This window comes from Luteimonas sp. 22616 (assembly GCF_052044325.1).
GTDB lineage: Bacteria > Pseudomonadota > Gammaproteobacteria > Xanthomonadales > Xanthomonadaceae > Luteimonas.
In genome coordinates, this window is record NZ_JBQEMW010000001.1 from 2,284,581 (window position 1) to 2,307,670 (window position 23,090).

At 66.2% G+C, this 23,090-nt stretch carries 18 protein-coding genes, 2 tRNA genes, 2 rRNA genes and 1 pseudogene; 11 read left to right on the plus strand and 12 right to left on the minus strand.

Going from position 1 to position 23,090, the window contains the following annotated elements:
- Positions 1 to 22: 22 nt before the first annotated feature.
- The 4 genes from ACTJIL_RS10555 to ACTJIL_RS10570 form a co-directional block, all read right to left on the minus strand.
- A 23S ribosomal RNA gene (locus tag ACTJIL_RS10555) occupies positions 23 to 2,903 on the minus strand.
- A 214-nt stretch (positions 2,904 to 3,117) separates the two neighbouring features.
- Positions 3,118 to 3,194: transfer RNA gene (locus ACTJIL_RS10560), tRNA-Ile, on the minus strand.
- Positions 3,195 to 3,211: 17 nt separating this feature from the next.
- A tRNA-Ala gene (locus ACTJIL_RS10565) sits at positions 3,212 to 3,287 on the minus strand.
- Positions 3,288 to 3,382: 95 nt separating this feature from the next.
- A 16S ribosomal RNA gene (locus ACTJIL_RS10570) occupies positions 3,383 to 4,927 on the minus strand.
- Together the 16S and 23S rRNA genes with 2 tRNA genes alongside form the textbook arrangement of a ribosomal RNA operon.
- A 592-nt stretch (positions 4,928 to 5,519) precedes the next feature.
- Here ACTJIL_RS10570 and ACTJIL_RS10575 point away from each other — a divergent pair.
- Together ACTJIL_RS10575 and ACTJIL_RS10580 are read left to right on the plus strand one after the other, a co-directional pair.
- The gene (locus ACTJIL_RS10575; protein WP_440755469.1) at positions 5,520 to 5,978 is read left to right on the plus strand and encodes a DUF192 domain-containing protein; all 459 of its coding nucleotides are present in this window, start codon (positions 5,520 to 5,522) and stop codon (positions 5,976 to 5,978) included.
- Between the two features lie 52 nt (positions 5,979 to 6,030).
- Positions 6,031 to 6,873, plus strand: a complete 843-nt coding sequence (locus tag ACTJIL_RS10580; protein WP_440755470.1) for a SirB1 family protein — start codon at positions 6,031 to 6,033, stop codon at positions 6,871 to 6,873.
- 37 nt (positions 6,874 to 6,910) lie between these two features.
- Here ACTJIL_RS10580 and ACTJIL_RS10585 read toward each other — a convergent pair whose 3' ends face one another.
- Positions 6,911 to 7,141 (minus strand): rubredoxin, encoded by a 231-nt coding sequence (locus tag ACTJIL_RS10585; RefSeq protein WP_440755471.1) that lies wholly within the window; start codon positions 7,139 to 7,141, stop codon positions 6,911 to 6,913.
- 35 nt (positions 7,142 to 7,176) lie between these two features.
- On the opposite strand from ACTJIL_RS10585, the pseudogene thiE reads away from it, so the two are divergent.
- From thiE to ACTJIL_RS10605, 4 genes and pseudogenes are all read left to right on the plus strand, one after another.
- Positions 7,177 to 7,821 (plus strand): annotated as a pseudogene (gene thiE, locus ACTJIL_RS10590) (thiamine phosphate synthase); the annotation flags it as partial.
- A 169-nt stretch (positions 7,822 to 7,990) separates the two neighbouring features.
- A complete protein-coding gene (gene hemL, locus ACTJIL_RS10595; protein WP_440755472.1) occupies positions 7,991 to 9,280 on the plus strand; it encodes a glutamate-1-semialdehyde 2,1-aminomutase in 1,290 nt (429 codons plus the stop codon).
- The gene (locus tag ACTJIL_RS10600) at positions 9,277 to 9,897 is read left to right on the plus strand and encodes an HAD family hydrolase (protein WP_440755473.1); all 621 of its coding nucleotides are present in this window, start codon (positions 9,277 to 9,279) and stop codon (positions 9,895 to 9,897) included. The genes hemL and ACTJIL_RS10600 overlap by 4 nt, the downstream gene beginning before the upstream one ends.
- A 4-nt stretch (positions 9,898 to 9,901) precedes the next feature.
- Positions 9,902 to 11,026 (plus strand): trans-sulfuration enzyme family protein, encoded by a 1,125-nt coding sequence (locus ACTJIL_RS10605; RefSeq protein WP_440755474.1) that lies wholly within the window; start codon positions 9,902 to 9,904, stop codon positions 11,024 to 11,026.
- A gap of 65 nt (positions 11,027 to 11,091) precedes the next feature.
- Here the strand turns inward: ACTJIL_RS10605 and ACTJIL_RS10610 are convergent, their stop codons facing one another.
- From ACTJIL_RS10610 to ACTJIL_RS10625, 4 genes are all read right to left on the minus strand, one after another.
- Positions 11,092 to 12,315: an acetylornithine transaminase gene (locus ACTJIL_RS10610; protein ID WP_440755475.1), complete on the minus strand. Its 1,224-nt coding sequence runs from the start codon at positions 12,313 to 12,315 to the stop codon at positions 11,092 to 11,094.
- 17 nt (positions 12,316 to 12,332) lie between these two features.
- Positions 12,333 to 12,767, minus strand: a complete 435-nt coding sequence (locus ACTJIL_RS10615; protein WP_440755476.1) for a VOC family protein — start codon at positions 12,765 to 12,767, stop codon at positions 12,333 to 12,335.
- Between the two features lie 91 nt (positions 12,768 to 12,858).
- Positions 12,859 to 13,677: an SDR family oxidoreductase gene (locus ACTJIL_RS10620; RefSeq protein WP_440755477.1), complete on the minus strand. Its 819-nt coding sequence runs from the start codon at positions 13,675 to 13,677 to the stop codon at positions 12,859 to 12,861.
- Positions 13,678 to 13,769: 92 nt separating this feature from the next.
- The gene (locus ACTJIL_RS10625; protein WP_440755478.1) at positions 13,770 to 14,429 is read right to left on the minus strand and encodes a serine/threonine protein kinase; all 660 of its coding nucleotides are present in this window, start codon (positions 14,427 to 14,429) and stop codon (positions 13,770 to 13,772) included.
- Between the two features lie 685 nt (positions 14,430 to 15,114).
- Here ACTJIL_RS10625 and ACTJIL_RS10630 point away from each other — a divergent pair.
- Positions 15,115 to 17,136: a VTT domain-containing protein gene (locus ACTJIL_RS10630; protein WP_440755479.1), complete on the plus strand. Its 2,022-nt coding sequence runs from the start codon at positions 15,115 to 15,117 to the stop codon at positions 17,134 to 17,136.
- On the opposite strand, the gene ACTJIL_RS10635 is transcribed toward ACTJIL_RS10630, so the two are convergent.
- The 3 genes from ACTJIL_RS10635 to ACTJIL_RS10645 form a co-directional block, all read right to left on the minus strand.
- Positions 17,112 to 17,687, minus strand: a complete 576-nt coding sequence (locus ACTJIL_RS10635) for an LON peptidase substrate-binding domain-containing protein (RefSeq protein WP_440755480.1) — start codon at positions 17,685 to 17,687, stop codon at positions 17,112 to 17,114. The two genes, ACTJIL_RS10630 and ACTJIL_RS10635, sit on opposite strands and share 25 nt — an antisense overlap.
- 167 nt (positions 17,688 to 17,854) lie before the next feature.
- Complete coding sequence (gene mpl / locus ACTJIL_RS10640) at positions 17,855 to 19,201, minus strand: UDP-N-acetylmuramate:L-alanyl-gamma-D-glutamyl-meso-diaminopimelate ligase (RefSeq protein ID WP_440755904.1); 1,347 nt, start codon at positions 19,199 to 19,201, stop codon at positions 17,855 to 17,857.
- 220 nt (positions 19,202 to 19,421) lie between these two features.
- Positions 19,422 to 20,000: an adenylate kinase gene (locus tag ACTJIL_RS10645; RefSeq protein WP_440755481.1), complete on the minus strand. Its 579-nt coding sequence runs from the start codon at positions 19,998 to 20,000 to the stop codon at positions 19,422 to 19,424.
- Between the two features lie 121 nt (positions 20,001 to 20,121).
- Between ACTJIL_RS10645 and ACTJIL_RS10650 the strand changes: the two genes are divergently transcribed.
- The 4 genes from ACTJIL_RS10650 to ACTJIL_RS10665 all read left to right on the plus strand — a co-directional run bounded on the left by ACTJIL_RS10650 (position 20,122) and on the right by ACTJIL_RS10665 (position 23,005).
- Entirely contained in the window at positions 20,122 to 21,378 is a 1,257-nt protein-coding gene (locus ACTJIL_RS10650) for a 6-phosphofructokinase (protein ID WP_440755482.1), read from the plus strand.
- A 170-nt stretch (positions 21,379 to 21,548) separates the two neighbouring features.
- Positions 21,549 to 21,965 carry a hypothetical protein gene (locus tag ACTJIL_RS10655; RefSeq protein WP_440755483.1) on the plus strand — a complete coding sequence of 139 codons (417 nt, stop codon included), beginning with the start codon at positions 21,549 to 21,551 and terminating at the stop codon, positions 21,963 to 21,965.
- A gap of 86 nt (positions 21,966 to 22,051) precedes the next feature.
- Positions 22,052 to 22,432, plus strand: coding sequence for a VOC family protein (locus ACTJIL_RS10660; protein WP_440755484.1), 381 nt, complete (start codon positions 22,052 to 22,054; stop codon positions 22,430 to 22,432).
- Between the two features lie 78 nt (positions 22,433 to 22,510).
- Entirely contained in the window at positions 22,511 to 23,005 is a 495-nt protein-coding gene (locus ACTJIL_RS10665) for an arsinothricin resistance N-acetyltransferase ArsN1 family B (RefSeq protein WP_440755485.1), read from the plus strand.
- The last annotated feature ends 85 nt before the right edge of the window (positions 23,006 to 23,090 follow it).

Consider the following 23,090-nt stretch of genomic DNA (forward strand, 5'->3'; position numbering starts at 1 on the left):
GTCCAAGGCCACTTGAGGTTATATGGTCAAGCCACACGGATCATTAGTACAGGTTAGCTCAACACATTGCTGTGCTTACACACCCTGCCTATCAACCACCTAGTCTTGATGGTTCCTTTAGGGGGCTTGTGCCCCGGGAGATCTCATCTTGAGGCGCGCTTCCCGCTTAGATGCTTTCAGCGGTTATCGCTTCCGAATATAGCTACCCGGCAATGCCACTGGCGTGACAACCGGAACACCAGAGATTCGTCCACTCCGGTCCTCTCGTACTAGGAGCAGCCCCTCTCAAATCTCCAACGCCCATGGCAGATAGGGACCGAACTGTCTCACGACGTTCTGAACCCAGCTCGCGTACCACTTTAAATGGCGAACAGCCATACCCTTGGGACCGACTACAGCCCCAGGATGTGATGAGCCGACATCGAGGTGCCAAACACCGCCGTCGATATGAACTCTTGGGCGGTATCAGCCTGTTATCCCCGGAGTACCTTTTATCCGTTGAGCGATGGCCCTTCCATACAGAACCACCGGATCACTAAGTCCTACTTTCGTACCTGCTTGATCCGTCGATCTTGCAGTCAAGCACGCTTATGCCTTTGCACACAGTGCGCGATGTCCGACCGCGCTGAGCGTACCTTCGAGCTCCTCCGTTACTCTTTGGGAGGAGACCGCCCCAGTCAAACTACCCACCACACACGGTCCCCGACCCGGATTACGGGCCCAGGTTAGAACGTCAAGCACGACAGGGTGGTATTTCAAGGTTGGCTCCACCCCAGCTAGCGCCAGGGTTTCACAGCCTCCCACCTATCCTACACAGACGAACTCAACGTTCAGTGTGAAGCTATAGTAAAGGTTCACGGGGTCTTTCCGTCTTGCCACGGGAACGCTGCATCTTCACAGCGATTTCAATTTCACTGAGTCTCGGGTGGAGACAGCGCCGCTGTCGTTACGCCATTCGTGCAGGTCGGAACTTACCCGACAAGGAATTTCGCTACCTTAGGACCGTTATAGTTACGGCCGCCGTTTACTGGGGCTTCGATCAAGAGCTTCGCCTTGCGGCTGACCCCATCAATTAACCTTCCAGCACCGGGCAGGCGTCACACCCTATACGTCCACTTTCGTGTTTGCAGAGTGCTGTGTTTTTGATAAACAGTCGCAGCGGCCTGGTCACTGCGGCCCCTCTCAGCTCAGCTACGCATGTAGCCACCAAAAAGGGCGCACCTTCTCCCGAAGTTACGGTGCCATGTTGCCTAGTTCCTTCACCCGAGTTCTCTCAAGCGCCTGAGAATTCTCATCCTACCCACCTGTGTCGGTTTACGGTACGGTCTGCATAAGCTGAAGCTTAGGAGCTTTTCCTGGAAGCGTGGTATCAGTCACTTCGCTCTAATGAGCTCGTCTCGGTGCTCGGAATAAAGGATCCCGGATTTGCCAAAGATCCATCCCTACCTCCTTTCCCCAGGACAACCAACGCCTGGTAGACCTAACCTTCTCCGTCCCTCCATCGCACTTATGCGAGGTGCAGGAATATTAACCTGCTTCCCATCGACTACGCATTTCTGCCTCGCCTTAGGGGCCGACTCACCCTGCGTCGATTAACGTTGCGCAAGGAAACCTTGGGCTTTCGGCGTGCGGGCTTTTCACCCGCATTATCGTTACTCATGTCAGCATTCGCACTTCCGATACCTCCAGCAGACTTCTCAATCCACCTTCACCGGCTTACGGAACGCTCCTCTACCGCGCATCACAAAGTGATGCACCCCAAGCTTCGGTTTACCGCTTAGCCCCGTTAAATCTTCCGCGCAGACCGACTCGACCAGTGAGCTATTACGCTTTCTTTAAAGGATGGCTGCTTCTAAGCCAACCTCCTGGCTGTCTGTGCCTTTCCACATCGTTTTCCACTTAGCGGTAATTTGGGACCTTAGCTGTGGGTCTGGGTTGTTTCCCTTTTCACGACGAACGTTAGCACCCGCCGTGTGTCTCCCGGATAGTACGTGCTGGTATTCGGAGTTTGCCATGGTTTGGTAAGTCGCAATGACCCCCTAGCCATAACAGTGCTCTACCCCCAGCAGTATTCGTCCGAGGCGCTACCTAAATAGCTTTCGAGGAGAACCAGCTATCTCCGGGTTCGATTAGCTTTTCACTCCTAATCACAGCTCATCCCCGTCTTTTGCAACAGACGTGGGTTCGGGCCTCCAGTTGATGTTACTCAACCTTCACCCTGGCCATGACTAGATCACCCGGTTTCGGGTCTACTGCCCGCGACTATGCGCCCTTATCAGACTCGGTTTCCCTTCGCCTCCCCTATACGGTTAAGCTTGCCACGAACAGTAAGTCGCTGACCCATTATACAAAAGGTACGCAGTCACTCCTTGCGGAGCTCCTACTGCTTGTACGCACACGGTTTCAGGGTCTATTTCACTCCCTTCACCAGGGTTCTTTTCGCCTTTCCCTCACGGTACTGGTTCACTATCGGTCGGTCAGGAGTATTTAGCCTTGGAGGATGGTCCCCCCATGTTCAGACAGGGTTTCACGTGCCCCGCCCTACTCACTTTTCATCATTCCGGCCCTTTCGCATACAGGGCTGTCACCTTCTATGGCCAGTCTTTCCAGACTGTTTTGCTAGAACCGGAACAACTTTTGGGCTGCTCCCCGTTCGCTCGTCGCTACTAGGGGAATCTCGGTTGATTTCTTTTCCTCCGGTTACTTAGATATTTCAGTTCACCGGGTTCGCTTCCATGAGCTATGTATTCACTCATGGATACTCCTTGCGGAGTGGGTTTCCCCATTCGGACATTGCCGGATCAAAGCTTGTTGCCAGCTCCCCGACACTTTTCGCAGGCTGCCACGTCCTTCATCGCCTCTGACCGCCAAGGCATCCACCGTGTGCGCTTATTCGCTTGACCATATAACCCCAAGTCGCCTCGGAGTTAATGTCGTTGCGAACACAACGAACTACAACTTCAATAAAGATGTCTCTCGACATCTCGCCTTAGCCTCTACGACACGTATGGACATTCGTCTCAAACGCTCGCTACGTCCCATTTTTTCAAAGAACAGGATCCCGGCCACAATGCCGGAACCCAATCAGATCTTTGTGTGCGCTATTGACATCCAGGATGGTGGGTCTGGGAGGACTCGAACCACCGGCCTCACCCTTATCAGGGGTGCGCTCTAACCACCTGAGCTACAGACCCAATGTTTCATTGCCAGATGGTGGAGCCAGTCGGGATCGAACCGACGACCCCCTGCTTGCAAAGCAGGTGCTCTCCCAGCTGAGCTATGGCCCCAAAAGGGGTCGGTCCCCCGGCGATTCGCCGTGGAACTCCTGGATGCAGGTCACTTGTGCGGACGTCTGACAAGCAATTAGCTGTCTTTAGTCTCTAAAGGAGGTGATCCAGCCGCACCTTCCGATACGGCTACCTTGTTACGACTTCACCCCAGTCATCGGCCACACCGTGGCAAGCGCCCTCCCGAAGGTTAAGCTACCTGCTTCTGGTGCAACAAACTCCCATGGTGTGACGGGCGGTGTGTACAAGGCCCGGGAACGTATTCACCGCAGCAATGCTGATCTGCGATTACTAGCGATTCCGACTTCACGGAGTCGAGTTGCAGACTCCGATCCGGACTGAGAGAAGGTTTCTGGGATTGGCTTGCCCTCGCGGGTTCGCAGCCCTCTGTCCTTCCCATTGTAGTACGTGTGTAGCCCTGGCCGTAAGGGCCATGATGACTTGACGTCATCCCCACCTTCCTCCGGTTTGTCACCGGCGGTCTCCTTAGAGTTCCCACCATTACGTGCTGGCAACTAAGGACAAGGGTTGCGCTCGTTGCGGGACTTAACCCAACATCTCACGACACGAGCTGACGACAGCCATGCAGCACCTGTGTCACGGTTCCCGAAGGCACCAATCCATCTCTGGAAAGTTCCGTGCATGTCAAGGCCAGGTAAGGTTCTTCGCGTTGCATCGAATTAAACCACATACTCCACCGCTTGTGCGGGCCCCCGTCAATTCCTTTGAGTTTCAGTCTTGCGACCGTACTCCCCAGGCGGCGAACTTAACGCGTTAGCTTCGATACTGAGAGCCAGATTGCTCCCAACATCCAGTTCGCATCGTTTAGGGCGTGGACTACCAGGGTATCTAATCCTGTTTGCTCCCCACGCTTTCGTGCCTCAGTGTCAGTGCTGGTCCAGGCAGTCGCCTTCGCCACAGATGTTCCTCCCGATCTCTACGCATTTCACTGCTACACCGGGAATTCCACTACCCTCTACCGCACTCTAGCCTGCCAGTATCCAATGCAATTCCCAGGTTGAGCCCAGGGCTTTCACATCAGACTTAACAAACCACCTACGCACGCTTTACGCCCAGTAATTCCGAGTAACGCTTGCACCCTTCGTATTACCGCGGCTGCTGGCACGAAGTTAGCCGGTGCTTATTCTTTGGGTACCGTCATCCCTACCGGGTATTAACCGACAGGATTTCTTTCCCAACAAAAGAGCTTTACAACCCGAAGGCCTTCTTCACTCACGCGGTATGGCTGGATCAGGCTTGCGCCCATTGTCCAATATTCCCCACTGCTGCCTCCCGTAGGAGTCTGGACCGTGTCTCAGTTCCAGTGTGGCTGATCATCCTCTCAGACCAGCTACGGATCGTCGCCTTGGTGGGCTTTTACCCCACCAACAAGCTAATCCGACATCGGCTCATCTAATCGCGTAAGGTCTTGCGATCCCCTACTTTCACCCGAAGGTCGTATGCGGTATTAGTCCCGGTTTCCCGAGGTTATCCCCCACGACAAGGTAGATTCCGATGTATTCCTCACCCGTCCGCCACTCGCCACCCAGGGAGCAAGCTCCCTTGTGCTGCCGTTCGACTTGCATGTGTTAGGCCTACCGCCAGCGTTCACTCTGAGCCAGGATCAAACTCTTCACTTAAGTTTTGCGGCTTCCGGCCCCAAAGGGCTTTGGCCAATTTCTTGAGTGCAGTCGTCGTCACCGAGCTCCAGAACCACTCGCTTGCAATTGCTTGCATTTGAATTGATTTGGAGACTCTGTTACGAACGCCCTGCAAATGGACAGTCATCCACCTGCCAGACGCCCGCACAAGTCACCTGCGCACACTGTCAAAGATCCTGGAAGCGGCCTCAGCGCCTTCTTCCGTACCGCCTCGACTTCCGTCGAGGTGAGCCGCCCATGATAGCGCGGTTTTTGCTTTCGTCAACACCTTTCGGAGCTGATTTTGCGATCCCTTGAAGTTCCGGCCCGGAGGCCATCCCGTCAGGGGAGCCGCACATTCTAGCGCGGTTTCGAAGGACGTCAACACCTTGTGAAGCGTATTTTTCGTCCCCCTCCGCCAGGTCCTGCCGGCTTGCGCCGACCGCTCCTTGGCGGGGCGCGCATTGTGCACGCACCGCCAGGATTTGGGAAGAGGGGGCGAATGTTTTTTTGCCTGGCGGACCTTGACGCCCCCGCCCAGCCTGCCTGAAGGTGCGGAACGACCCATTCTGAAGATGGTGGAGCCCGACCCATGCGACCGACCCGCGTTCTCGCCCATCTGGCGCTTTGCGCCTCCAGCCTGCTCGCCACCGCCTGCGCGAGCGGCAACTGGGTCGAACTCGACGGCCACCGCTACGAGGTGGAGATCGCCGATGACGATGCCGAACGCGCACGCGGCCTGATGTTCCGCGACGAACTGGCCGCCGAGCGCGGAATGCTGTTCATCCACGACGAACTGGCGCCGCAGGCCTACTGGATGAAGAACACCCGGATTCCGCTCGATATCCTCTATTTCGACAACCAGCGCCGCCTGGTGTCGCAGCAGCGCGACGTGCCGCCTTGTTCGGCAGGCGACCGATGCCCGTCGTATCCGAGCGATGCGCCAGCGCGCTACGTGCTGGAGCTCAACGCCGGCAAGGCCGCGCAGATCGGCCTCGAGAACGGCGAGGAGCTGCACTTCGGCCCTGGAATCCCGGCCACCGGCAACTGACGCCCGCGCGGCCGCACTTGCGACACCCGCAGCCGCGGCGCACGCTTGCCGCATGCGTGACCGCATCGCACTGCCCGACTGGAATTCGCTCGCCAGGCTCGACGACGCGTCGCTGCCGTTGCTGGGCACCGCGCTGCTGATCGCGCGCGATGAATACCCCGATCTCGATGCGGACCAGTACGACGGCCTGGTGCACGGCCACGCGGCCGGCATGCGAGAGGAGATCGATGCGACCGAACACTGGGCGCTGAAGATGCAGGCGATCAACCGGCACCTGTTCGAGGAGCTCGGCTACGCGGGCGACCACGACCAGTACTACGATCCGCGCAACAGCTACCTCAACGAGGTATTCGAGCGCAGGCGCGGCAATCCGATCTCGCTGGCGCTGGTGCAGATGGAAGTCGCGCGCAGGCTCGGCGTGCCGCTCGATGGGGTGTCGTTCCCGGGCCACTTCCTGGTGCGGTTGCCGGTGGACGACGGCGTGCTGGTGATGGATCCGTTCAACCGCGGCCGCCCGCTCGACGTCGACGAACTGCGCCAGCGCGCGCGCCCGCACCTGGGCGGCGACGCGCCGGACGACGAAGCGCTGTCGCAGATCCTGAACCCGGCCTCGCACCGCGCCATCCTGATGCGCGTACTGCGCAACCTGCACGGCGTCTACAGCGACGGCGAGGATTGGGAGCGCGCCACGCGCAGCGCAGACCGGCTGCTGAACCTGTCGCCGAACGATCCCGACGCGCTGCGCGACCGAGGCCTGGGCTATCTGCATATCGGCCACAACAGCGGTGCGCGTGCAGACCTGGCGCGCTACCTGCAGCTCAATCCGCGTGCCCGCGATGCGATGACGGTGCGCGCGAAGCTGGTGGAACTCGGCGGCGCCGGCCGCGTCAGCTGAACGGCGCGCCCGGGCCAGCGCGCCCAGGCCAGCCCGCTCAGGCCAGCATCATCTCGAAGTCGTCCTTGGTCACGCCGCAGTCCGGGCACGTCCAGGTGTCCGGGATGTCTTCCCAGCGCGTGCCCGGGGCGATGCCTTCTTCGGGCAGCCCGGCCGCTTCGTCGTAGATGAAGCCGCAAACGACGCACATCCAGGTGCGGTAGGCGACGGCGGTCTCGTTCATCGGATAATGGTGTCCCGGCGGGGCGTTCTGTGCGGAAAGACGCATTGTCCCACCCCGCGCCCCCGCAGGAAACCGCGACGATGAACTCCCGCTGGCCGCGCCACGGCGACGCCGCACCAGGGCCGGCCCCACGCGGCCTGTACCTGATCACGCCCGACGACGTCGACACCTCGCGCCTGCTGGCACGGGTTCGCCAGGTGATCGGGCTGGCAACGCTGCTGCAGTACCGCAACAAGGCCGCCGATGGCGCGTTGCGGCGCGAACAGGCGGCTGCGCTGCTGCCGCTGTGCCGCGAGGCCGGCGTGCCGCTGCTGGTCAACGACGACTGGCGGCTGGCCGCGGACATCGGCGCCGATGGCGCGCACCTGGGCGAAACCGACGGCGCGCTGCGCGAAGCGCGGCGGGCGCTGGGCGACGCCGCGATCCTCGGCGCATCCTGCTACGACGACCTCACACGTGCCGAGAGCGCGGCCGCTGCCGGCGCGAGCTATCTCGCCTTCGGCGCGTTCTTCCCTTCGCCGACCAAGCCGAACGCACGCCGCGCCATGCCCGAAGTGCTGGCTGACTCCGCGCGCTTCGGGCTGCCGCGGGTGGCGATCGGCGGCATCACCCCGGACAATGCACGCCAACTGGTCGACGCCGGCGCCGACCTGCTCGCGGTGATCAGTGGCGTGTTCGACGCGCCGGATCCGGTTGCGGCGGCAATGGCGTATCGCGCCTGCTTCATGGATGGCACGCGCCCCACTCATCCGCTGCGCACCGACGAAGGTGACATTGGCATGGCGCAGAACATCCCTTCCGGGACGAAGAACTCGCGGCTGAAGAACAAGAATTCCCCCTAGAACAAGAATCGGCGCCCGCAGACGGCGGCGCAGAAGACGGAGAAGATCACGCATGAACACCGAACGTTCCCAGGCCCTGTTCGCCAGCGCGCAGACGCTGATGCCCGGCGGCGTCAATTCGCCGGTGCGCGCGTTCAAGTCGGTCGGCGGCACGCCGTTCTTCGTGCAGCGCGCGGAAGGCGCGCATCTGTTCGACGTCGACGGCAACCGCTACATCGACTACGTCGGCTCGTGGGGCCCGATGATCGTCGGCCACAACCACCCGGCGGTTCTCGACGCCGTGCTGCGCACCGCGCGCGACGGGCTGAGCTTCGGCACGCCCAATCCGCTGGAAGTGACGATGGCCGAGACCATCGCGCGGCTGGTGCCGGGATGCGAGATGGTGCGGATGGTGAACTCCGGCACCGAAGCGACGCTGTCGGCGATCCGTCTTGCACGCGGCGCCACCGGGCGCGCGCGGATCGTCAAGTTCGAGGGCTGCTACCACGGCCACGGCGATTCGTTCCTGGTCAAGGCCGGCAGCGGTGCGCTGACGTTCGGCGTGCCGACTTCGCCGGGCGTGCCCAAGGCGCTCGCCGACCTCACGCTCACCCTGCCCTACAACGATTTCGACGCCGCCACCGCGCTGTTCGACGAATGCGGCGACGACATCGCCGGGCTGATCGTCGAGCCGGTGGTCGGCAACGCCAACTGCCTGCCGCCGCGCGAGGGCTTCCTGCAGCACCTGCGCGAGTTGTGCACGCGGCATGGCGCGCTGCTGATCTTCGACGAGGTGATGACCGGCTTCCGGGTCGCGCTGGGCGGCGCGCAGGCGCGCTATGGCGTCGCACCCGACCTGTCCACCTTCGGCAAGATCATCGGCGGCGGCATGCCGGTGGGTGCGTATGGCGGCCGCCGCGAGCTGATGCAGCAGATCGCGCCGTCCGGACCGATCTACCAGGCCGGCACGCTCAGCGGCAATCCGGTGGCGATGGCGGCCGGACTGGCCATGCTCGAACTGATCCAGGCGCCCGGCTTCCATGCCGACCTCGAGCGCCGCACGAACACGCTGTGCGACGGCCTCGAAGCCGCCGCGGGGGAAGCAGGCGTGGCCCTGACCACCAACCGCGTCGGCGGCATGTTCGGCCTGTTTTTCAGCGACGAGAAGGTCGACACCTACGCCCAGGCGATCACCTGCGACAGCGCCGCCTTCAACCGTTTCTTCCACGCCATGCTCGAACGCGGCGTGTACCTGGCGCCGTCGGCGTTCGAGGCCGGCTTCATGTCCAGCGCGCACGACGACGCCACGATCGAACAGACCCTGGTCGCCGCGCGCGAGGCGTTCCGGGCGGCGAAGGCATGAAGGGCGCGCCGGCCGTCGTCCTGTTCGACCTGGACGGCGTGCTGGCGCACTACGACCACGCGTCGCGGCTGCAGTTGCTGGCTCGGCGCAGCGGCGCCAGCGTCGAGGCGGTCTCGCGGGCGCTGTTCGAATCCGGGCTCGAGCGCGACGCCGATCTCGGCCTGCACGATGCGCAGGGCCAGGTCGATGAATTCTCGCGTCGGCTCGGGCGGCCGGTGTCACTGGACGACTGCATCGCCGCACGCTGCGCCGCGATGCGCGCGGACCCGGCGGTGCTCGCGCTGGCGCAGCGCATTGCACGGCACGCGCAGGTCGCGATCCTGACCAACAACAACCTGCTGCTGCGCGACCACCTGCCGGCGATCTGCCCGCCGCTGTTCCCGCTGTTCGAAGGCCGCGTGTTGTGCTCGGCGCAGTTCCGGCTCGCCAAACCGGACCCCGCGATCTTCCAGCACTGCCTTGCCGCTTTGGGCGCAACGCCGGACCAGGCCTTGTTCATCGACGACAAGCGCGAGAACGCCGACGGCGCCCGCCGCGCCGGATTGCACGCACACCACTATCGCGACCTGCCGACGCTGCTGGCCGCGCTGCGCGAGTTCGAATTCCTGGAGGATTGACCCGATGCGCCTCGAAACCCTTGCCATCCATGCCGGCGGCGAAGCCGACGCCGCCACCGGTGCGGTCGTGCCGCCGATCCACCTGTCCACCACCTTCAAGCACGGGCCGGCGGCCGAGCGCGTCGCCGGCTACGAGTACCAGCGCGAGGGCAATCCGACCAACGACCGCCTGCGCGAGGCGATCGCCGCGCTGGAAGGCGGCGCGGCGGCGCTGACGTTCGCCTCCGGCATGGCCGCGGCCAGCACCCTGCTCGAATCGCTGCCGCCGGGCACCCGCATCGCGATCCCCGACGATTGCTACACCGGCGTGCGCGTGCTGGCCGCCGAATTCCTGCCCGCGCGCGGGATCACGGTGGCAACGCTCGACATGGCCGACCTCGACGCCGTGCGCGCGGCCTGCGGCAAGGGCCTCGACTTACTGTGGGCCGAAACGCCGTCCAATCCGCTGATGAAGGTCTGCGACATTGCCGCGCTGGCGGCGCTCGCGCACGAACACGGCGCGTTGCTGGCCTGCGACAACACCTTCGCCTCGCCGGCGCTGCAGCGTCCGCTGGCGCTGGGTGCGGACATCGTCATGCATTCGACCACCAAGTATTTCGGCGGCCACAGCGACGTGCTCGGTGGCGCGCTGGCGTTCGCTCGCGCGGACGAGGTCTTCCAGCGCGTCGCGCACCGGCTGCACATCACCGGCGCGGTGCTGGCGCCATTCAGCGCCTGGCTGACGCTGCGCGGCTGCCGCTCGCTGCCGGCGCGGATGGCGATGCACTGCGCCAACGCGCGCCGGGTCGCCGAATTCCTCGCCGCGCAGCCGCAGGTGGAGCGCGTCAATTATCCCGGCCTGGCCACGCATCCGGGCCATGCGGTGGCAGCGAAGCAGATGCGCGACTTCGGCGGCATGCTCAGCGTGCAGCTGCGCGGCGGCCGCGATGCGGCGCTGGCGATGGCCGGCGCGCTGCGACTGTTCACCAACGCCACGTCGCTGGGCGGCTGCGAATCCTTGGTCGAGCATCGTGCCTCGGTCGAAGGCGACAACCCGACCTCGCCGCAGGACCTGCTGCGGATCTCGGTGGGGCTGGAGCATCCCGACGACCTGGTCGCGGACCTCGAGCAGGCGCTGCGCGCGATCTGAGCCGCAGGAGCGCCCCGTGGGCGCGATCGTTTTCCCGGCGAACAGCAATCGCGCCCATGGGCGCTCTACCGGGCCGCGAAGGCCTTGAGTGCGGCGTGCAGCCGCGCCAGTCCTTCGGCGACATCGGCGTCGGTGAGGTTCAGCGCCGGCACGAAGCGCAGCACGTCGGCGCCGGCCTGCAGCAGCAAGAGTCCATTCGCGGCGGCGTGGTCGAGCACTTCGCCCGCGCGCCCGGCGTGTTCGGGCTTCAGCACCGCGCCCAGCATCAGGCCACGGCCACGGACCTGTGCGAACAGGCCCAGTTCGGCATCGATCGCATCCAGTCCCACGCGCAATGCCGCCGACTGCCGCGCGACGTTGGCAGCGATCTCCGCCGATCCCAGCTTGCGCAACGCCACCCGCGCCACCGCCGCCGCCAGCGGGTTGCCGCCGAACGTGGTGCCATGCGCGCCGTATTGCATCACCTCGGCCACCTTCGGCCCGGCCAGCATCGCGCCGATCGGGAAGCCGCCGCCCAGCGCCTTGGCCAGGGTGACGATGTCGGGCACCACGCCGTCCTGCCAGTGCGCGAACAAGGTGCCGGTGCGGCCCATGCCGCACTGGATCTCGTCGAGCACCAGCAGCGCACCGAAGCGATCGCACAGCGCGCGCGCAGCGGCAAGGAAGCCATCGGCCGCCGGCATCACCCCGCCCTCGCCCTGCACGGGTTCGACCAGCACCGCGGCAACGTCGCCGCCGGCCATCGCCGCCTCCAGCCGTGCGATGTCGTTGAAGTCGACATGGCGGAACCCGCCGGGCAGCGGCTCGTAGCCTTCCTGGTACTTCGGCTGCGCGGTCGCGGTGACCGTCGCCAGCGTGCGGCCGTGGAAGCTGCCGCGGAACGTGACGATGACGCGCCGCTCCGCCGGCCGACCTTGCGCCGCGGCCCACTTGCGCGCCAGCTTGATCGCCGCCTCGTTGGCCTCGGCGCCGGAGTTGCACAGGAACACGCGCTCGGCGAACCGCGACGCCTCGACCAGTTCGGCAGCCAGCCGCAGCGGCGGTTCGCTGTAGAACACGTTGCTGGTGTGCCACAGCTTGCCGGCCTGGTCGACGAGGGCCGCGACCAGGTCGGGATCGTTGTGGCCCAGCCCGCACACGGCAATGCCCGCGGAAAAGTCGACGTACTCGTGGCCCTCGCGATCCCACAGCCGCGCGCCCTGGCCGCGCTCGAGGACGATCTCGCGCGGCCGGTACACCGGCAGGTAGGAACGCTTGCCGGCGGCGATCAGGTCAGCGCTGGATTCCATGGCATCGGATGCGGCCATCACCACACCCCCGTGTTCGGCATCGACGCCCACGGCTCGCGCGGCGGCAGGTGCCCGTCCTGCAGCAGTTCCACCGAGATCAGGTCCGGCGAACGCACGAAGGCCATGTGGCCGTCGCGCGGCGGGCGGTTGATGGTGACGCCCATGGCCTGCAGGCGTTCGCAGGTGGCGTAGATGTCGTCGACCCGGAACGCGAGGTGGCCGAAGTTGCGGGCGCTGCCGTAGTCCTCCGGCGGCGAGCCGTCTTCGGGCGGCCAGTTGTACGTCAGCTCGATCTCGGCTTCGGGCGTCTCGTCCGCGGCGAGGAACACCAGCGTGTACCGGCCGGCTGCGTTGTCCATGCGCCGGGTTTCGCGCAGGCCGATGCCTTCGCAGAAGAAGCGCAGCGTGGCGTCGAAGTCGCGCACGCGGATCATGGTGTGGAGATATTTCATGGGATGTTCTCCGGGCTGCAGGAGTACCCCATGGGCGTGATTGCTCTCGTCGACAAGGCAATCGCGCCCATGCGGCGCTCCTACGAAACTGTCAATCGAGGAACAGGTCGGGCAGCAGCGGCTGCGACGGATCGGCCGCGTAGTGCGACAGGTCGGTGACACCGGCCTCGCGCAGGACCTCGTCGTCGATCAGGAAATTGCCGCTGAAGCCCGCGGCGGGCCGGGTCAGGATCGCGTGCGCGGCGTCGGCAAGGATCTCCGGCTTGCGGCCGTTGGCGCTGCTGACACCGGGGATCATGTTCAGCGCGTCGGTGGCGATCAGCGTGCGCGGCCACAGTGCGTTGACCGCGACGCCCTGCGGGCCGAACTCGCCGGCCAGGCCCAGGGTGACGAAGCTCATGCCCATCTTCGCCAGGGTGTAGCCGGTGTGCGGCGCCCACCACTTCGGGTCCAGCGACGGCGGCGGTGCCAGCGTCAGGATGTGCGGGTTGGGCGCGGCCAGCAGGTGCGGCAGGCAGGCCTGCGCACACAGGAAGCTGCCGCGCGCGTTGACCTGCTGCATCAGGTCGAAACGCTTCATCGGCGTGTCCAGCGCGCCGCGCAGCCAGATCGCACTGGCGTTGTTGACCAGGATGTCGATCCCGCCAAAGGCGTCGACCGTGGCCGCGACCGCGGCGCGGACCTGGTCTTCTTCGCGGATGTCGCATTTCAGCGCCAGGCCCTGCCCACCGGCGACGGCCACGGCTTCGGCCGCGGTGTGGATGGTGCCGGGCAGCTTCGGATTGGGCACGTCGGACTTGGCCGCGATCGCCACGTTGGCGCCGTCGCGCGCCGCGCGCAGCGCGATCGCCAGGCCGATGCCGCGCGAGGCACCGGTGATGAACAGTGTCTTGCCGGCGAGTGAGTTCATCGTGCGGGCTCCGTGCGGGGGCACCCATTGTAGGAGCGTCCCATCGGCGCGATCGCATTCCCGGCAAAAGCCATCGCACCCATGGGGCGCTGCTACGGCTTCGGCCCCTGCCCCTCGTTGTCTTCCCACTTCAGGATCCGGCGGGTCACGAACCGATACACCGGCTTGCCGGTGGCGAACCACGCCTCGCGCAGCCACGAGGTGCGCTTGAGGACGCGGCGTTCGACCGGCGTGATCGACTGCGGGCAGTAGGTGCGCTTGTGCTTGAGCAGGTGGCGCAGGTCCTCGCGCGCGAGCAGGCGCATCCAGCGCGAGCGCGGATGGCCGAGCACGGCGAGCTGGAAGTCGATCAGCGCCGGACGGCCGTCGGCCAGCACCAGCCAGTTGGCTTCCTTGGCCAGGTCGTTGTGGGCCACGCCGCGGCGGTGCAGGCCTTGCAAGAGCCGGCGCGCGGCGCGGAAGTAGGCCAGGTCGCCATGCGGCGGACGCTGGTACATCGCCGCGCCGTCGAGGTAGCTGCGATCGAGGATGCGGCCGTCCCAGCCGAGCAGCCGGGGCATCGCGTCGAGTCCGTCAGCGCGCCGCAGCCCACGCGCCTCGCGCCGCGCCAGCCACCACGCCGGCAACCGCAGCCACCACGGCACATGGCGCAGGTCGCGGCGCACGAACACCCCGGCCGCGTCGCGCATCAGCGAGATGCGGCCGAAGCTGTCGGACTTGAGGGCTTGGATTTCGACGGCGTCTCGGATCATGAGTGAATTGTAGGGATCAGGACCGGGGAGTGGAGAATGCTTTCAGGTGTGCTCGCGTCGGGATGAGTCCGATGCGTGGGTTCGCGGCTTCCGCCGCTCCTACGACGGCGGTTTCGCTTTTGCCGTTGCCGTTGCATCTCGCCGTTGACTTTCGGGGCCCCTCCGAAGCGGCGGAGACGGCGGGTAAAACCCGCAGGGCGCCGCACACGGATGCGCGGCGTTTTCCGCGAGGGGCAGGATGCCCTCTCGGTAGTTCCCGCCGGCTCCGCGAACCCGATGCGCAGCATCGGGCGCGCAGGCGGGGTGTGCTTTCTTCGCGCCAGGTTTCTTTGCACAAGCAAAAAAAGGTGGCTCGCGCCGCCACGGCGCGAAAGCTCTCGACCTGGACGTCGGCCGTAAAAACAGCTCGCTGCGCTCGCGCCCTCATCCGCCCTCCGGGCACGTGCACTCGCGCCATCCATGGCGCTCGCCCTTCGGGCGGCTGCGCCGTGCAAAACAGCAATCCTGCCGTTTTGTCTCCCGCAGGCGGGAGAAGGGCTCCAGCTGGAGGCATCGGCAAAGTAAGAGAAAGCTCCGACCGAAGGTTCCGGCTGAAGTGGGAGAACGGCGCCGGCCGAAGCCACTTCACGGGATCGCGATCCCGGAACCGGGACGCGAGTTCATCTCACCCCCTTACAATCCGCCGATGACGAATGGATGGTTCGAGCAACTCGTCGCCTGGATCGGCGCGCACCCCGTTGCCGCGGGGCTGGTGATCTTCGCGATCGCGTTCTGCGACGCGGTGATCGTGCTTGGCGCGATCGTGCCGGCGCTGCCGCTGCTGTTCGCGATCGGCGTGCTGATCGGACTGGGCGAACTCTACGGCCCGTATGCGGTGGCATGCGCGGCGCTGGGCGCCTTCATCGGCGATGGACTGAGCTTCTGGATCGGCCGCCGCTGGGGATCGCAGCTGCGTGGGGTGTGGCCGTTCGCGCGCTATCCGCAATTGCTCGACCGTGGCGAGGCGGTGTTCCGGCGCAACGCGCTCAAGGGCATCCTCATCGCGCGCTACGTGGGCCCGATCCGGCCGTTCGTGCCGGCAGTCGCCGGCATGGCGCGGATGCCGCTGCGGCGTTATCTGCCGGCCAGCGCATTCGCCGCGGTGACCTGGGCACTGCTGTTCCTGGTGCCCGGCTGGCTGCTCGGCCAGGCCTACGACGCGGTGGCGGCGGTCGCCAACCGGCTGGCGCTGGCGATCGGCGGGCTCGCGGTGGCGCTGGCGCTGGCGTGGGCGGGGGTGCTGTACACGTATCGCTGGTTCGCACGCCACGCCGACTCGCTGCTGGCGCGCGCGTTGCGCTGGACCCGCATGCATCCGCGCCTGGGCCGCTACGCGGCGGCGGCGATCGATCCCAACCGCCCGGAATCGGCCTCGCTGCTGGTCCTGGCCGCGTGCCTGCTGGCGATCGGCGTGGCGTGGTTCGCGCTGCTGGGCACGGTGCTGATGCGCAGCGAGCCGCTGGCGCTGGATCGCGCCGTGTACGAGACGATGCTGACCCTGCGCAACCCGCTGGCCGACCGGCTGATGGCGGGGCTGGCCTCGATCGGCGATGCGGTGGTGCTGGGGCCGGCGATCGCGCTGACGCTGGCGTGGCTGCTGTGGCGCAAGCGCTGGCTGGCGGCGGCGCACTGGCTGGCGGCGCTGGCCTTCGGCCTGGTCCTGACCGCGCTGCTCGGCGCGGTGGTGGACATGCCCAACCCGCCCACCGCGCCGGCGGGGTTCGGTTTCCCGTCGATCGCGGTGACGATGGCCACCATCACCTTCGGCTTCTTCGCGGTACTGATCGCGCGCGAGATGCCGGGCCGGCAGCGGGTCTGGCCCTACCTGGTCAGCGGCGCGGTGGTGGCGGTGCTCGGCTTCGCGCGCCTGTACCTGGGCGCGCACTGGCTCAGCGACGTGGTCGGCGGGATGCTGTTCGGCATCGTCTGGCTGCTGGTGCTGGGCATCGCCTACCGGCGCCACGTGGCGCGCTCGTTCTGGATGCGGCCGCCGGCGGCGGTGTTCTATGCCACGTTCCTGGTGGCCGCGCTGTGGCATGCGCCGCGCGCGGTGGACACGCTGCTGGACCGCTTCACGCCACCGCCTCCGCTGCCCACGATGAGCGCCGCGCAGTGGTGGCGCGACGGCTGGGCCAGCCTGCCCGCGCAGCGCAAGGAACACGACGCCAGCCAACGCTGGCCGCTGGACCTGCAGGTCGCCGGCCCGCTCGAACCGCTGCAGCGCCGGCTGCAGGCCAACGGCTGGGGCGTGCAGCCGCAGGCCGACTGGCTGGCGACGCTGCAACTGCTCAACGACGACATCCCGCCCGAGCGCCAGCCGGTGCTGCCGGCCACGCTCGACACCGAGGCCGAAACCCTGCTGCTGCGCCGCCCCGGCGACCGACCGGGCGAGATCAAGCTGCTGCGGCTGTGGCGGGCGCCGGTGCAACTGGCCGACGGCGGGCCGTTGTGGGTCGGCACCACCCAGGTGCTGCACTACGCCGAACCGTTCGGCCTGTTCGGCCTGTGGCTGCCGGACCCCGACACCGGCGTGGCGCACGACGACGTGCGCGCGGCGATGGCCGGGTTCGCGATGGAACAGGCGCCGCATCCGCACACCGGCGTGGAGGTGCTGCGGTTGCGCGTGCCCGCCGACGCGGACGCTCAGGACATCATGCCGAGCAACTGATCCAGGCGCGCATGCGGGTCGTCGTCCTGCAGCAGCGACTGCCGCTGCGCGTCGGACAGCGGCAGCAGTTCGGCCAGCCGCCAGCAGATCCACGCGGCATCGTCGAACCGGGCCGCCGCTGCCTGCGCATGCTCGCCGCCGACCTGGTCGAGGATGCGCTCGAGCACCATCGCCAGCAGGCCGTGCTGCGGTCGCAGCTCGTCGACATCGAGGTCGTCGCGCCAGGCGATGTCGGCCACCATCAGGCCGTTGTCGCGCACCCGCGTGCGCTGCACGTGGAAGCGCCGTGCGCCGCGCACCCGCAGGGTCAGCAGGCCGTCGTCGCCGGTGCCGAAGTCTTCGATCAGCGCCTCGGTGCCGAACGAGGCTGGCGTCGCAGGCGCGCCGGCTTCCTCGCCATCCAGGATCAGGCAGATGCCGAAGCCGCCGCCGCTGCGCCCACATTCGCGCACCAGGTCGAGGTAGCGCGGCTCGAACACGCGCAGCCCCAGCGCCGCGCCGGGAAGCAGGACGGTGTGCAGGGGGAACAGCGGCAGGGACTGTGCGGGCATGGGCGGCAGGCTAACGCAGCTGGCGTCGATGCCGCACAAAAGCGCATGGCTTTGCAGGAACGGCTTGAGCCGCGAGCTTTTGTTTTTGCCCGCGGAGGCAGGGGAAGCAAGAGCTCGCGGCTGAAGCCGCTCCTACAAAGGCAGTTCGGTTTTTGCGATGACGGCTTTCAGCCTTCCCGCAACGCCGCAAGGAACCGCCGCGGCGCGCCGTCGAAGCCGCCGTTCGACATGAAGACCACGTGGTCGCCGCCGCGCACGAGGTCGCGCAAGTTGGCGACCAGTGCATCGACGTCGGCGACGTCGTGGCCTTCGCCGCGCAGCGCCGAAACCACCTTGCCGACGTCCCATGCCAGCTCCGGCCGGTGCAGGAACACCACCACGTCCGCGCCGTCCAGCGACGGCGCCAGCGCGTCGGCGTGCGCGCCCAAGCGCATCGAATTGCTGCGCGGCTCCATCGCCACCACGATCCGCGCATCGCCGACCTTCGCCCGCAGGCCGGCGAGCGTGGTCGCGATCGCAGTCGGGTGGTGGGCGAAGTCGTCGTACACGGTGATGCCCTGCGCCTCGCCCAGCACTTCGAGCCGGCGCTTGACGCTGCGGAACGCCCCCAGCGCAGGGAGTACCGCCGCCACGTCGACGCCTACCGCGTGGCAGGCGGCCAGCGCGGCCAGCGCGTTCATCACGTTGTGGCGGCCGAGCAGCGGCCAGCGCACGGTGCCGACTTCGCGCCCCGCATGCAGCACGGCGAACGCGCTGCCGTCGTCCTCGACCAGGCGCGCACTCCAGTCGAACGGCCTGCCGCCCACCGCTGCCGTCGCGTCCAGGCCGAAGGTCTCCACCGGCGTCCAGCAACCCATCGCCAGCACTTCGGCCAGGCGCGCGTCCTCGCCGTTGACGACCAGCCGCCCGCGCCCGGGCACGGTGCGGACCAGGTGGTGGAACTGGCGCTGGATCGCGGCCACGTCGGGGAAGATGTCGGCGTGGTCGAACTCGAGGTTGTTGAGGATCGCCACCAGCGGCCGGTAGTGGACGAACTTGCTGCGCTTGTCGAAGAACGCGGTGTCGTATTCGTCGGCCTCGACCACGAACTCCCGGCCGCCCCCGATCCGCGCCGACACCCCGAAATCCTCGGCGACGCCACCGACCAGGAAGCCCGGTTCGCGCCCGGCCGCCTGCAGCAGGAACGCCAGGATCGTGGTGGTCGTGGTCTTGCCGTGGGTGCCGGCCACGGCCAACGTGTCGCGGCCCGGCAGCACGTTTTCCAGCAGCCACTGCGCGCCGGAGGTGTAGTCCAGGCCGGCATCGAGCACGTGCTCGACCGCCGGGTTGCCGCGCGAGAGCGCGTTGCCGACCACGACCTGGTCGCAATCGGGCGAGATGTTTTCGGGGACGTAGCCCTGCTTCAGGTCGATGCCCAGGGTCTCGAGCTGGGTCGACATCGGCGGGTACACGGCCTGGTCGCTGCCTTCCACGGCATGGCCCAGTTCCCGCGCCAGCGCGGCGACGCCGCCCATGAAGGTGCCGGCGATGCCCAGGATATGAAGCTTCAAGAGCTGACGTCTCTCAATGATTAAAGGAAGTGCGGCGAAGCGATTCCCGCATGGCACGGCACCCATGGAGCCCTGTGGCAAACGGCATCCGGCAAAAACGCCCTCATCCGCCCCTTCGGGGCACCTTCTCCCGCCAGCGGGAGAAGGGCTTGCGTGACGGCCTCGGCGCGAGCCGGGGCCGCGATCACCCGACCGCTTTCTCGGGCGAGATCGCTTCGACGATCCGGGTGAACACCTCGTCCAGCGAACCCACGCCGTCGACCACCGTCAGCTGGCCGTGGGCGCGGTAGAACTCGATCACCGGCGCGGTTTGGCTGTCGTAGACCTTCAGCCGCGTGCGCACCGATTCGGGCGAGTCGTCGGCCCGGCCCTCGGCGGCGGCGCGGCCGGCGATGCGTTCGACCAGCAGTTCCACCGGCACGTCCAGCTGCACCGCGTAGTCCATCGGCTGCCCGATCCGACCGAGCAGCGCGTCGAGCGCGTCGGCCTGGGCCAGGTTGCGCGGATAGCCGTCGAGGATGAAGCCGCCCTTGGTGTCGGCGCGCGAGAAGCGGTCCTCGAGCATGCCCAGCAGGATGGCGTCGGACACCAGCTCGCCGCGTGCCATCACTTCCTTGGCCTGCAGGCCCAGCGGGCTGCCCGCCTTCACTTCGGCGCGCAGCAGGTCGCCGGTGGAGATGTGTGGCACCTGCAGGTGCTCCTTCAGGCGCGCGGCCTGCGTTCCCTTGCCCGAACCCGGCGCACCCAGAAGTACCAGTCGCATCAATCGCTCCGAACGCTGAAAAGACGGGGCACCGCGCGGGCGTAGACTGCCCTGTGGCCGCGGCGCTGACCGCGCCACTTTACCGTATCCCGGCCCCCCGGCCCCTCCCCGGACACCCTCGATGCCCCAAGGAACCCTGCTGTACGCCCAGAGTGGCGGCGTCACCGCCGTCATCAACGCCACCGCCTCGGCCGTGATCACCGAGGCCCGCGCCCGCAAGGTGAAGGTGCTGGCCGCGCGCAACGGCATCCTCGGCGCGCTGCGCGAGGAGCTGATCGACACATCGAAAGAGCCCGCCGCCGCGATCCGCGCCCTGGCCCATACCCCGGGCGGGGCATTCGGCTCGTGCCGGGTCAAGCTCAAGTCGCTGGACGAGGACCGCGCCCGCTACGAACGCCTGCTGGACGTGCTGCGCGCCCACGACGTGCGCTGGTTCCTCTACAACGGCGGCAACGACTCGGCCGACACCGCCAACAAGGTGTCGAAGCTGGCCGCCGAGTTCGGCTACCCGCTGACCTGCGTTGGCGTGCCCAAGACCGTGGACAACGACCTGGCGGTCACCGACTGCTGCCCCGGCTTCGGCTCGGCGGCCAAGTACACCGCGGTGTCGGTCCGCGAGGCCGCGCTGGACGTGGCCGCGATGGCCGAGACCTCCACCAAGGTCTTCGTCTACGAGGCCATGGGCCGCCACGCCGGCTGGCTGGCCGCCGCGGCGGGCCTCGCCGGCAAGACCGCGAGCGACGCGCCGCACCTGATCCTGTTCCCCGAGCGCGCGTACGACGAAGCCGGCTTCCTCGCCCGCGTCGAGAAGATCGTGGCGAAGGTCGGCTACTGCGTGGTGGTCGCCAGCGAGGGCATCCGCACCGCCGACGGCCGCTTCGTCGCCGACGCCGGCGGCGGCAAGGACTCGTTCGGCCACACCCAGCTCGGCGGCGTGGCCTCGTTCCTCGCCGGCCGGGTCAAGCACGAGTTGGGCATGAAGGTGCACTGGACCCTGCCCGACTACCTGCAGCGCTCCGCCCGCCACATCGCCTCGAAGACCGACCTCGACCAGGCCCTGGCCGTGGGCAAGGCTGCCGTGCAGTACGCGCTGGCCGGCCGCAACGCCACCATGCCGGTGATCGTGCGCACCTCCGACGCCCCGTACCGCTGGAAGATCGTCCCGGCGCCGCTGGAGAAGATCGCCAACCGCGAAAAGAAGATGCCGGCGAACTTCATCCGCCGCGACGGCTACGGCATCACCCCCGCCGCCCGCCGCTACCTCGAACCGCTGATCCGCGGCGAGGCGCCACCGCCGTATGGGCGCGACGGCATCCCGGTGTACGTCGAGCTGAGGAACGTGGCGGTGCGGAAGAAGCTGGGGCCGTGGGAGCAGTGAAACCTCGCGTGCATTGGCGGGCTCCCGCAACGATTGCCACGTTCGCATCGTGCGGGCGACGTGGCGACGTCCGCTTCCGGCAGGTGAAATAGCAGTTGTGGGCCTTTGAGGTGAATATGCGGCAGCGGTCAGTTCTCTGGGCAATTCTCGTGGGCGGCACGATTGCCGGCTTGCTCGACATCCTGTTTGCCGTCTCCTTCGCTGCGTCGCAAGGCGCCCCTGCCTTATTCGTCTTGCAAAGCGTTGCAAGCGGCGCACTGGGTGACGCGGCCTTCTCGGGTGGAAGCTCCACGGCTGCCCTGGGCCTGGTGTTTCACTTCGGCCTCTCGTACTTGTGGGCAGCATTTTTCCTGGCCGCCGCATCGCAGCTGCCGAACCTGGCGCGCCATCCATTGATCGCCGGGGTGCTGTTTGGCGTGGTGGTTTTCCTCACCATGCGCCTGCTCGTGCTGCCTTTGTCGGCATTCCCGCGGCCGGTCACGTTCAAGCCGCTGGCTACCGTGCTGGATCTGCTGTCGCATGCATTCCTGTTCGGCGCTCCAATCGCCTGGGCCGCCAGCAAGACGTCCCTGGCCCGCAGGGCCTGACGATTTTCAGGCCGAAGCCGCTCGCGGCTCGGCTTGATCAGGCGTTGACGCCGCCTGCATCTTTTCGTGTCCCCAAGGAGGTTCTCATGCACCACTCCCGTCTCTGTGCGCTTTTGATTGATTGCCGCACACCGGATGTCGACCGGGCTGCCAGGTTCTGGGCCGATGCGCTTGGCCGTGCCATCGACCCCGATCACCCGGGGACGCGCGGAAACTACCGCATGCTGGAGACTCCCCCGGATGAACCCATTGTCCAGATCCAGCGCGTCGAGCATGAGAGCCGGGTTCATATCGACATTGAAACTGACGATATTCCAGCCGAGGTTGCCCGCCTGGAAGCCCTGGGAGCAGAAGTCGCAGAGCGCCTGGAACGCTGGGTCGTGATGCAAGCCCCGACCGGACAGCGCTTTTGCGTTGTCCGGGTCCAGCGCCCCGGTTTCCCCAAGAACGCCACGCGGTGGGATTGAACAACAATGACATCGGCTCCCGACCATGCATTCGAACCGACGCCGCCCAGCGGATCGGCAGTTCAGGCACCAGGCCCTATGGAAGTTTCCATTCGCCCCGTTGAAGAAAACGACGCTGCCTGCCTCGCGCGTATCTACAACCACTATGTGTCTGGCACATGCATCACCTTCGAGACCGACCCGGTCTCCGCAGGAGACATGTTGCAGCGCGTGTCGGAATCCATGCGTGCTTCGCTGCCCTGGCTTGTTGCACAGGCATCAGGCGGCGTTGTTGGCTACGCCTATGCATCGAAGTGGAAAGGACGCTGCGCATACCGCTTCTCGGTTGAGTCCACCGTCTATCTGGATGCAAACCACACCGGCAACGGCATTGGCTTGCGGCTCTACGCCGCGCTCATAACCGCGATTCGCGCCATGTCCATGCATGCCGTCATTGGTGGCATCGCTCTTCCCAATGAACAGAGCATCAGGCTGCATGAGCGACTCGGCTTCAAGAAGGTGGCCCATTTTGAGCAGGTGGGCTTCAAGCAGGACCGCTGGGTAGACGTCGGCTACTGGCAACTCCTGCTATGAGGCCCGGCCCTTCATGCAGTCCGCGTGCTTCGCCGGTGGGCCTGGCCCAGGTGCCAGCCTTGCAATGAAACCGCCCCTTCCGACC

Bases quoted from the DNA above. Each gene is read 5' to 3' on its own strand.
- ACTJIL_RS10665 (WP_440755485.1), top strand. From the start codon at position 22,511: ATGGAAGTTTCCATTCGCCCCGTTGAAGAAAACGACGCTGCCTGCCTC.
- mpl (WP_440755904.1), bottom strand. From the start codon at position 19,201: ATGGGCGGCGTCGCCGCGCTGGCGCGGGAACTGGGCCATGCCGTGGAA.
- ACTJIL_RS10625 (WP_440755478.1), bottom strand. From the start codon at position 14,429: ATGATCCGAGACGCCGTCGAAATCCAAGCCCTCAAGTCCGACAGCTTC.
- ACTJIL_RS10600 (WP_440755473.1), top strand. From the start codon at position 9,277: ATGAAGGGCGCGCCGGCCGTCGTCCTGTTCGACCTGGACGGCGTGCTG.
- hemL (WP_440755472.1), top strand. From the start codon at position 7,991: ATGAACACCGAACGTTCCCAGGCCCTGTTCGCCAGCGCGCAGACGCTG.
- ACTJIL_RS10580 (WP_440755470.1), top strand. From the start codon at position 6,031: ATGCGTGACCGCATCGCACTGCCCGACTGGAATTCGCTCGCCAGGCTC.
- ACTJIL_RS10620 (WP_440755477.1), bottom strand. From the start codon at position 13,677: ATGAACTCACTCGCCGGCAAGACACTGTTCATCACCGGTGCCTCGCGC.
- ACTJIL_RS10605 (WP_440755474.1), top strand. From the start codon at position 9,902: ATGCGCCTCGAAACCCTTGCCATCCATGCCGGCGGCGAAGCCGACGCC.
- ACTJIL_RS10575 (WP_440755469.1), top strand. From the start codon at position 5,520: ATGCGACCGACCCGCGTTCTCGCCCATCTGGCGCTTTGCGCCTCCAGC.
- ACTJIL_RS10660 (WP_440755484.1), top strand. From the start codon at position 22,052: ATGCACCACTCCCGTCTCTGTGCGCTTTTGATTGATTGCCGCACACCG.
- ACTJIL_RS10610 (WP_440755475.1), bottom strand. From the start codon at position 12,315: ATGGAATCCAGCGCTGACCTGATCGCCGCCGGCAAGCGTTCCTACCTG.
- ACTJIL_RS10635 (WP_440755480.1), bottom strand. From the start codon at position 17,687: ATGCCCGCACAGTCCCTGCCGCTGTTCCCCCTGCACACCGTCCTGCTT.
- ACTJIL_RS10585 (WP_440755471.1), bottom strand. From the start codon at position 7,141: ATGCGTCTTTCCGCACAGAACGCCCCGCCGGGACACCATTATCCGATG.
- ACTJIL_RS10615 (WP_440755476.1), bottom strand. From the start codon at position 12,767: ATGAAATATCTCCACACCATGATCCGCGTGCGCGACTTCGACGCCACG.
- ACTJIL_RS10650 (WP_440755482.1), top strand. From the start codon at position 20,122: ATGCCCCAAGGAACCCTGCTGTACGCCCAGAGTGGCGGCGTCACCGCC.
- ACTJIL_RS10645 (WP_440755481.1), bottom strand. From the start codon at position 20,000: ATGCGACTGGTACTTCTGGGTGCGCCGGGTTCGGGCAAGGGAACGCAG.
- ACTJIL_RS10630 (WP_440755479.1), top strand. From the start codon at position 15,115: ATGACGAATGGATGGTTCGAGCAACTCGTCGCCTGGATCGGCGCGCAC.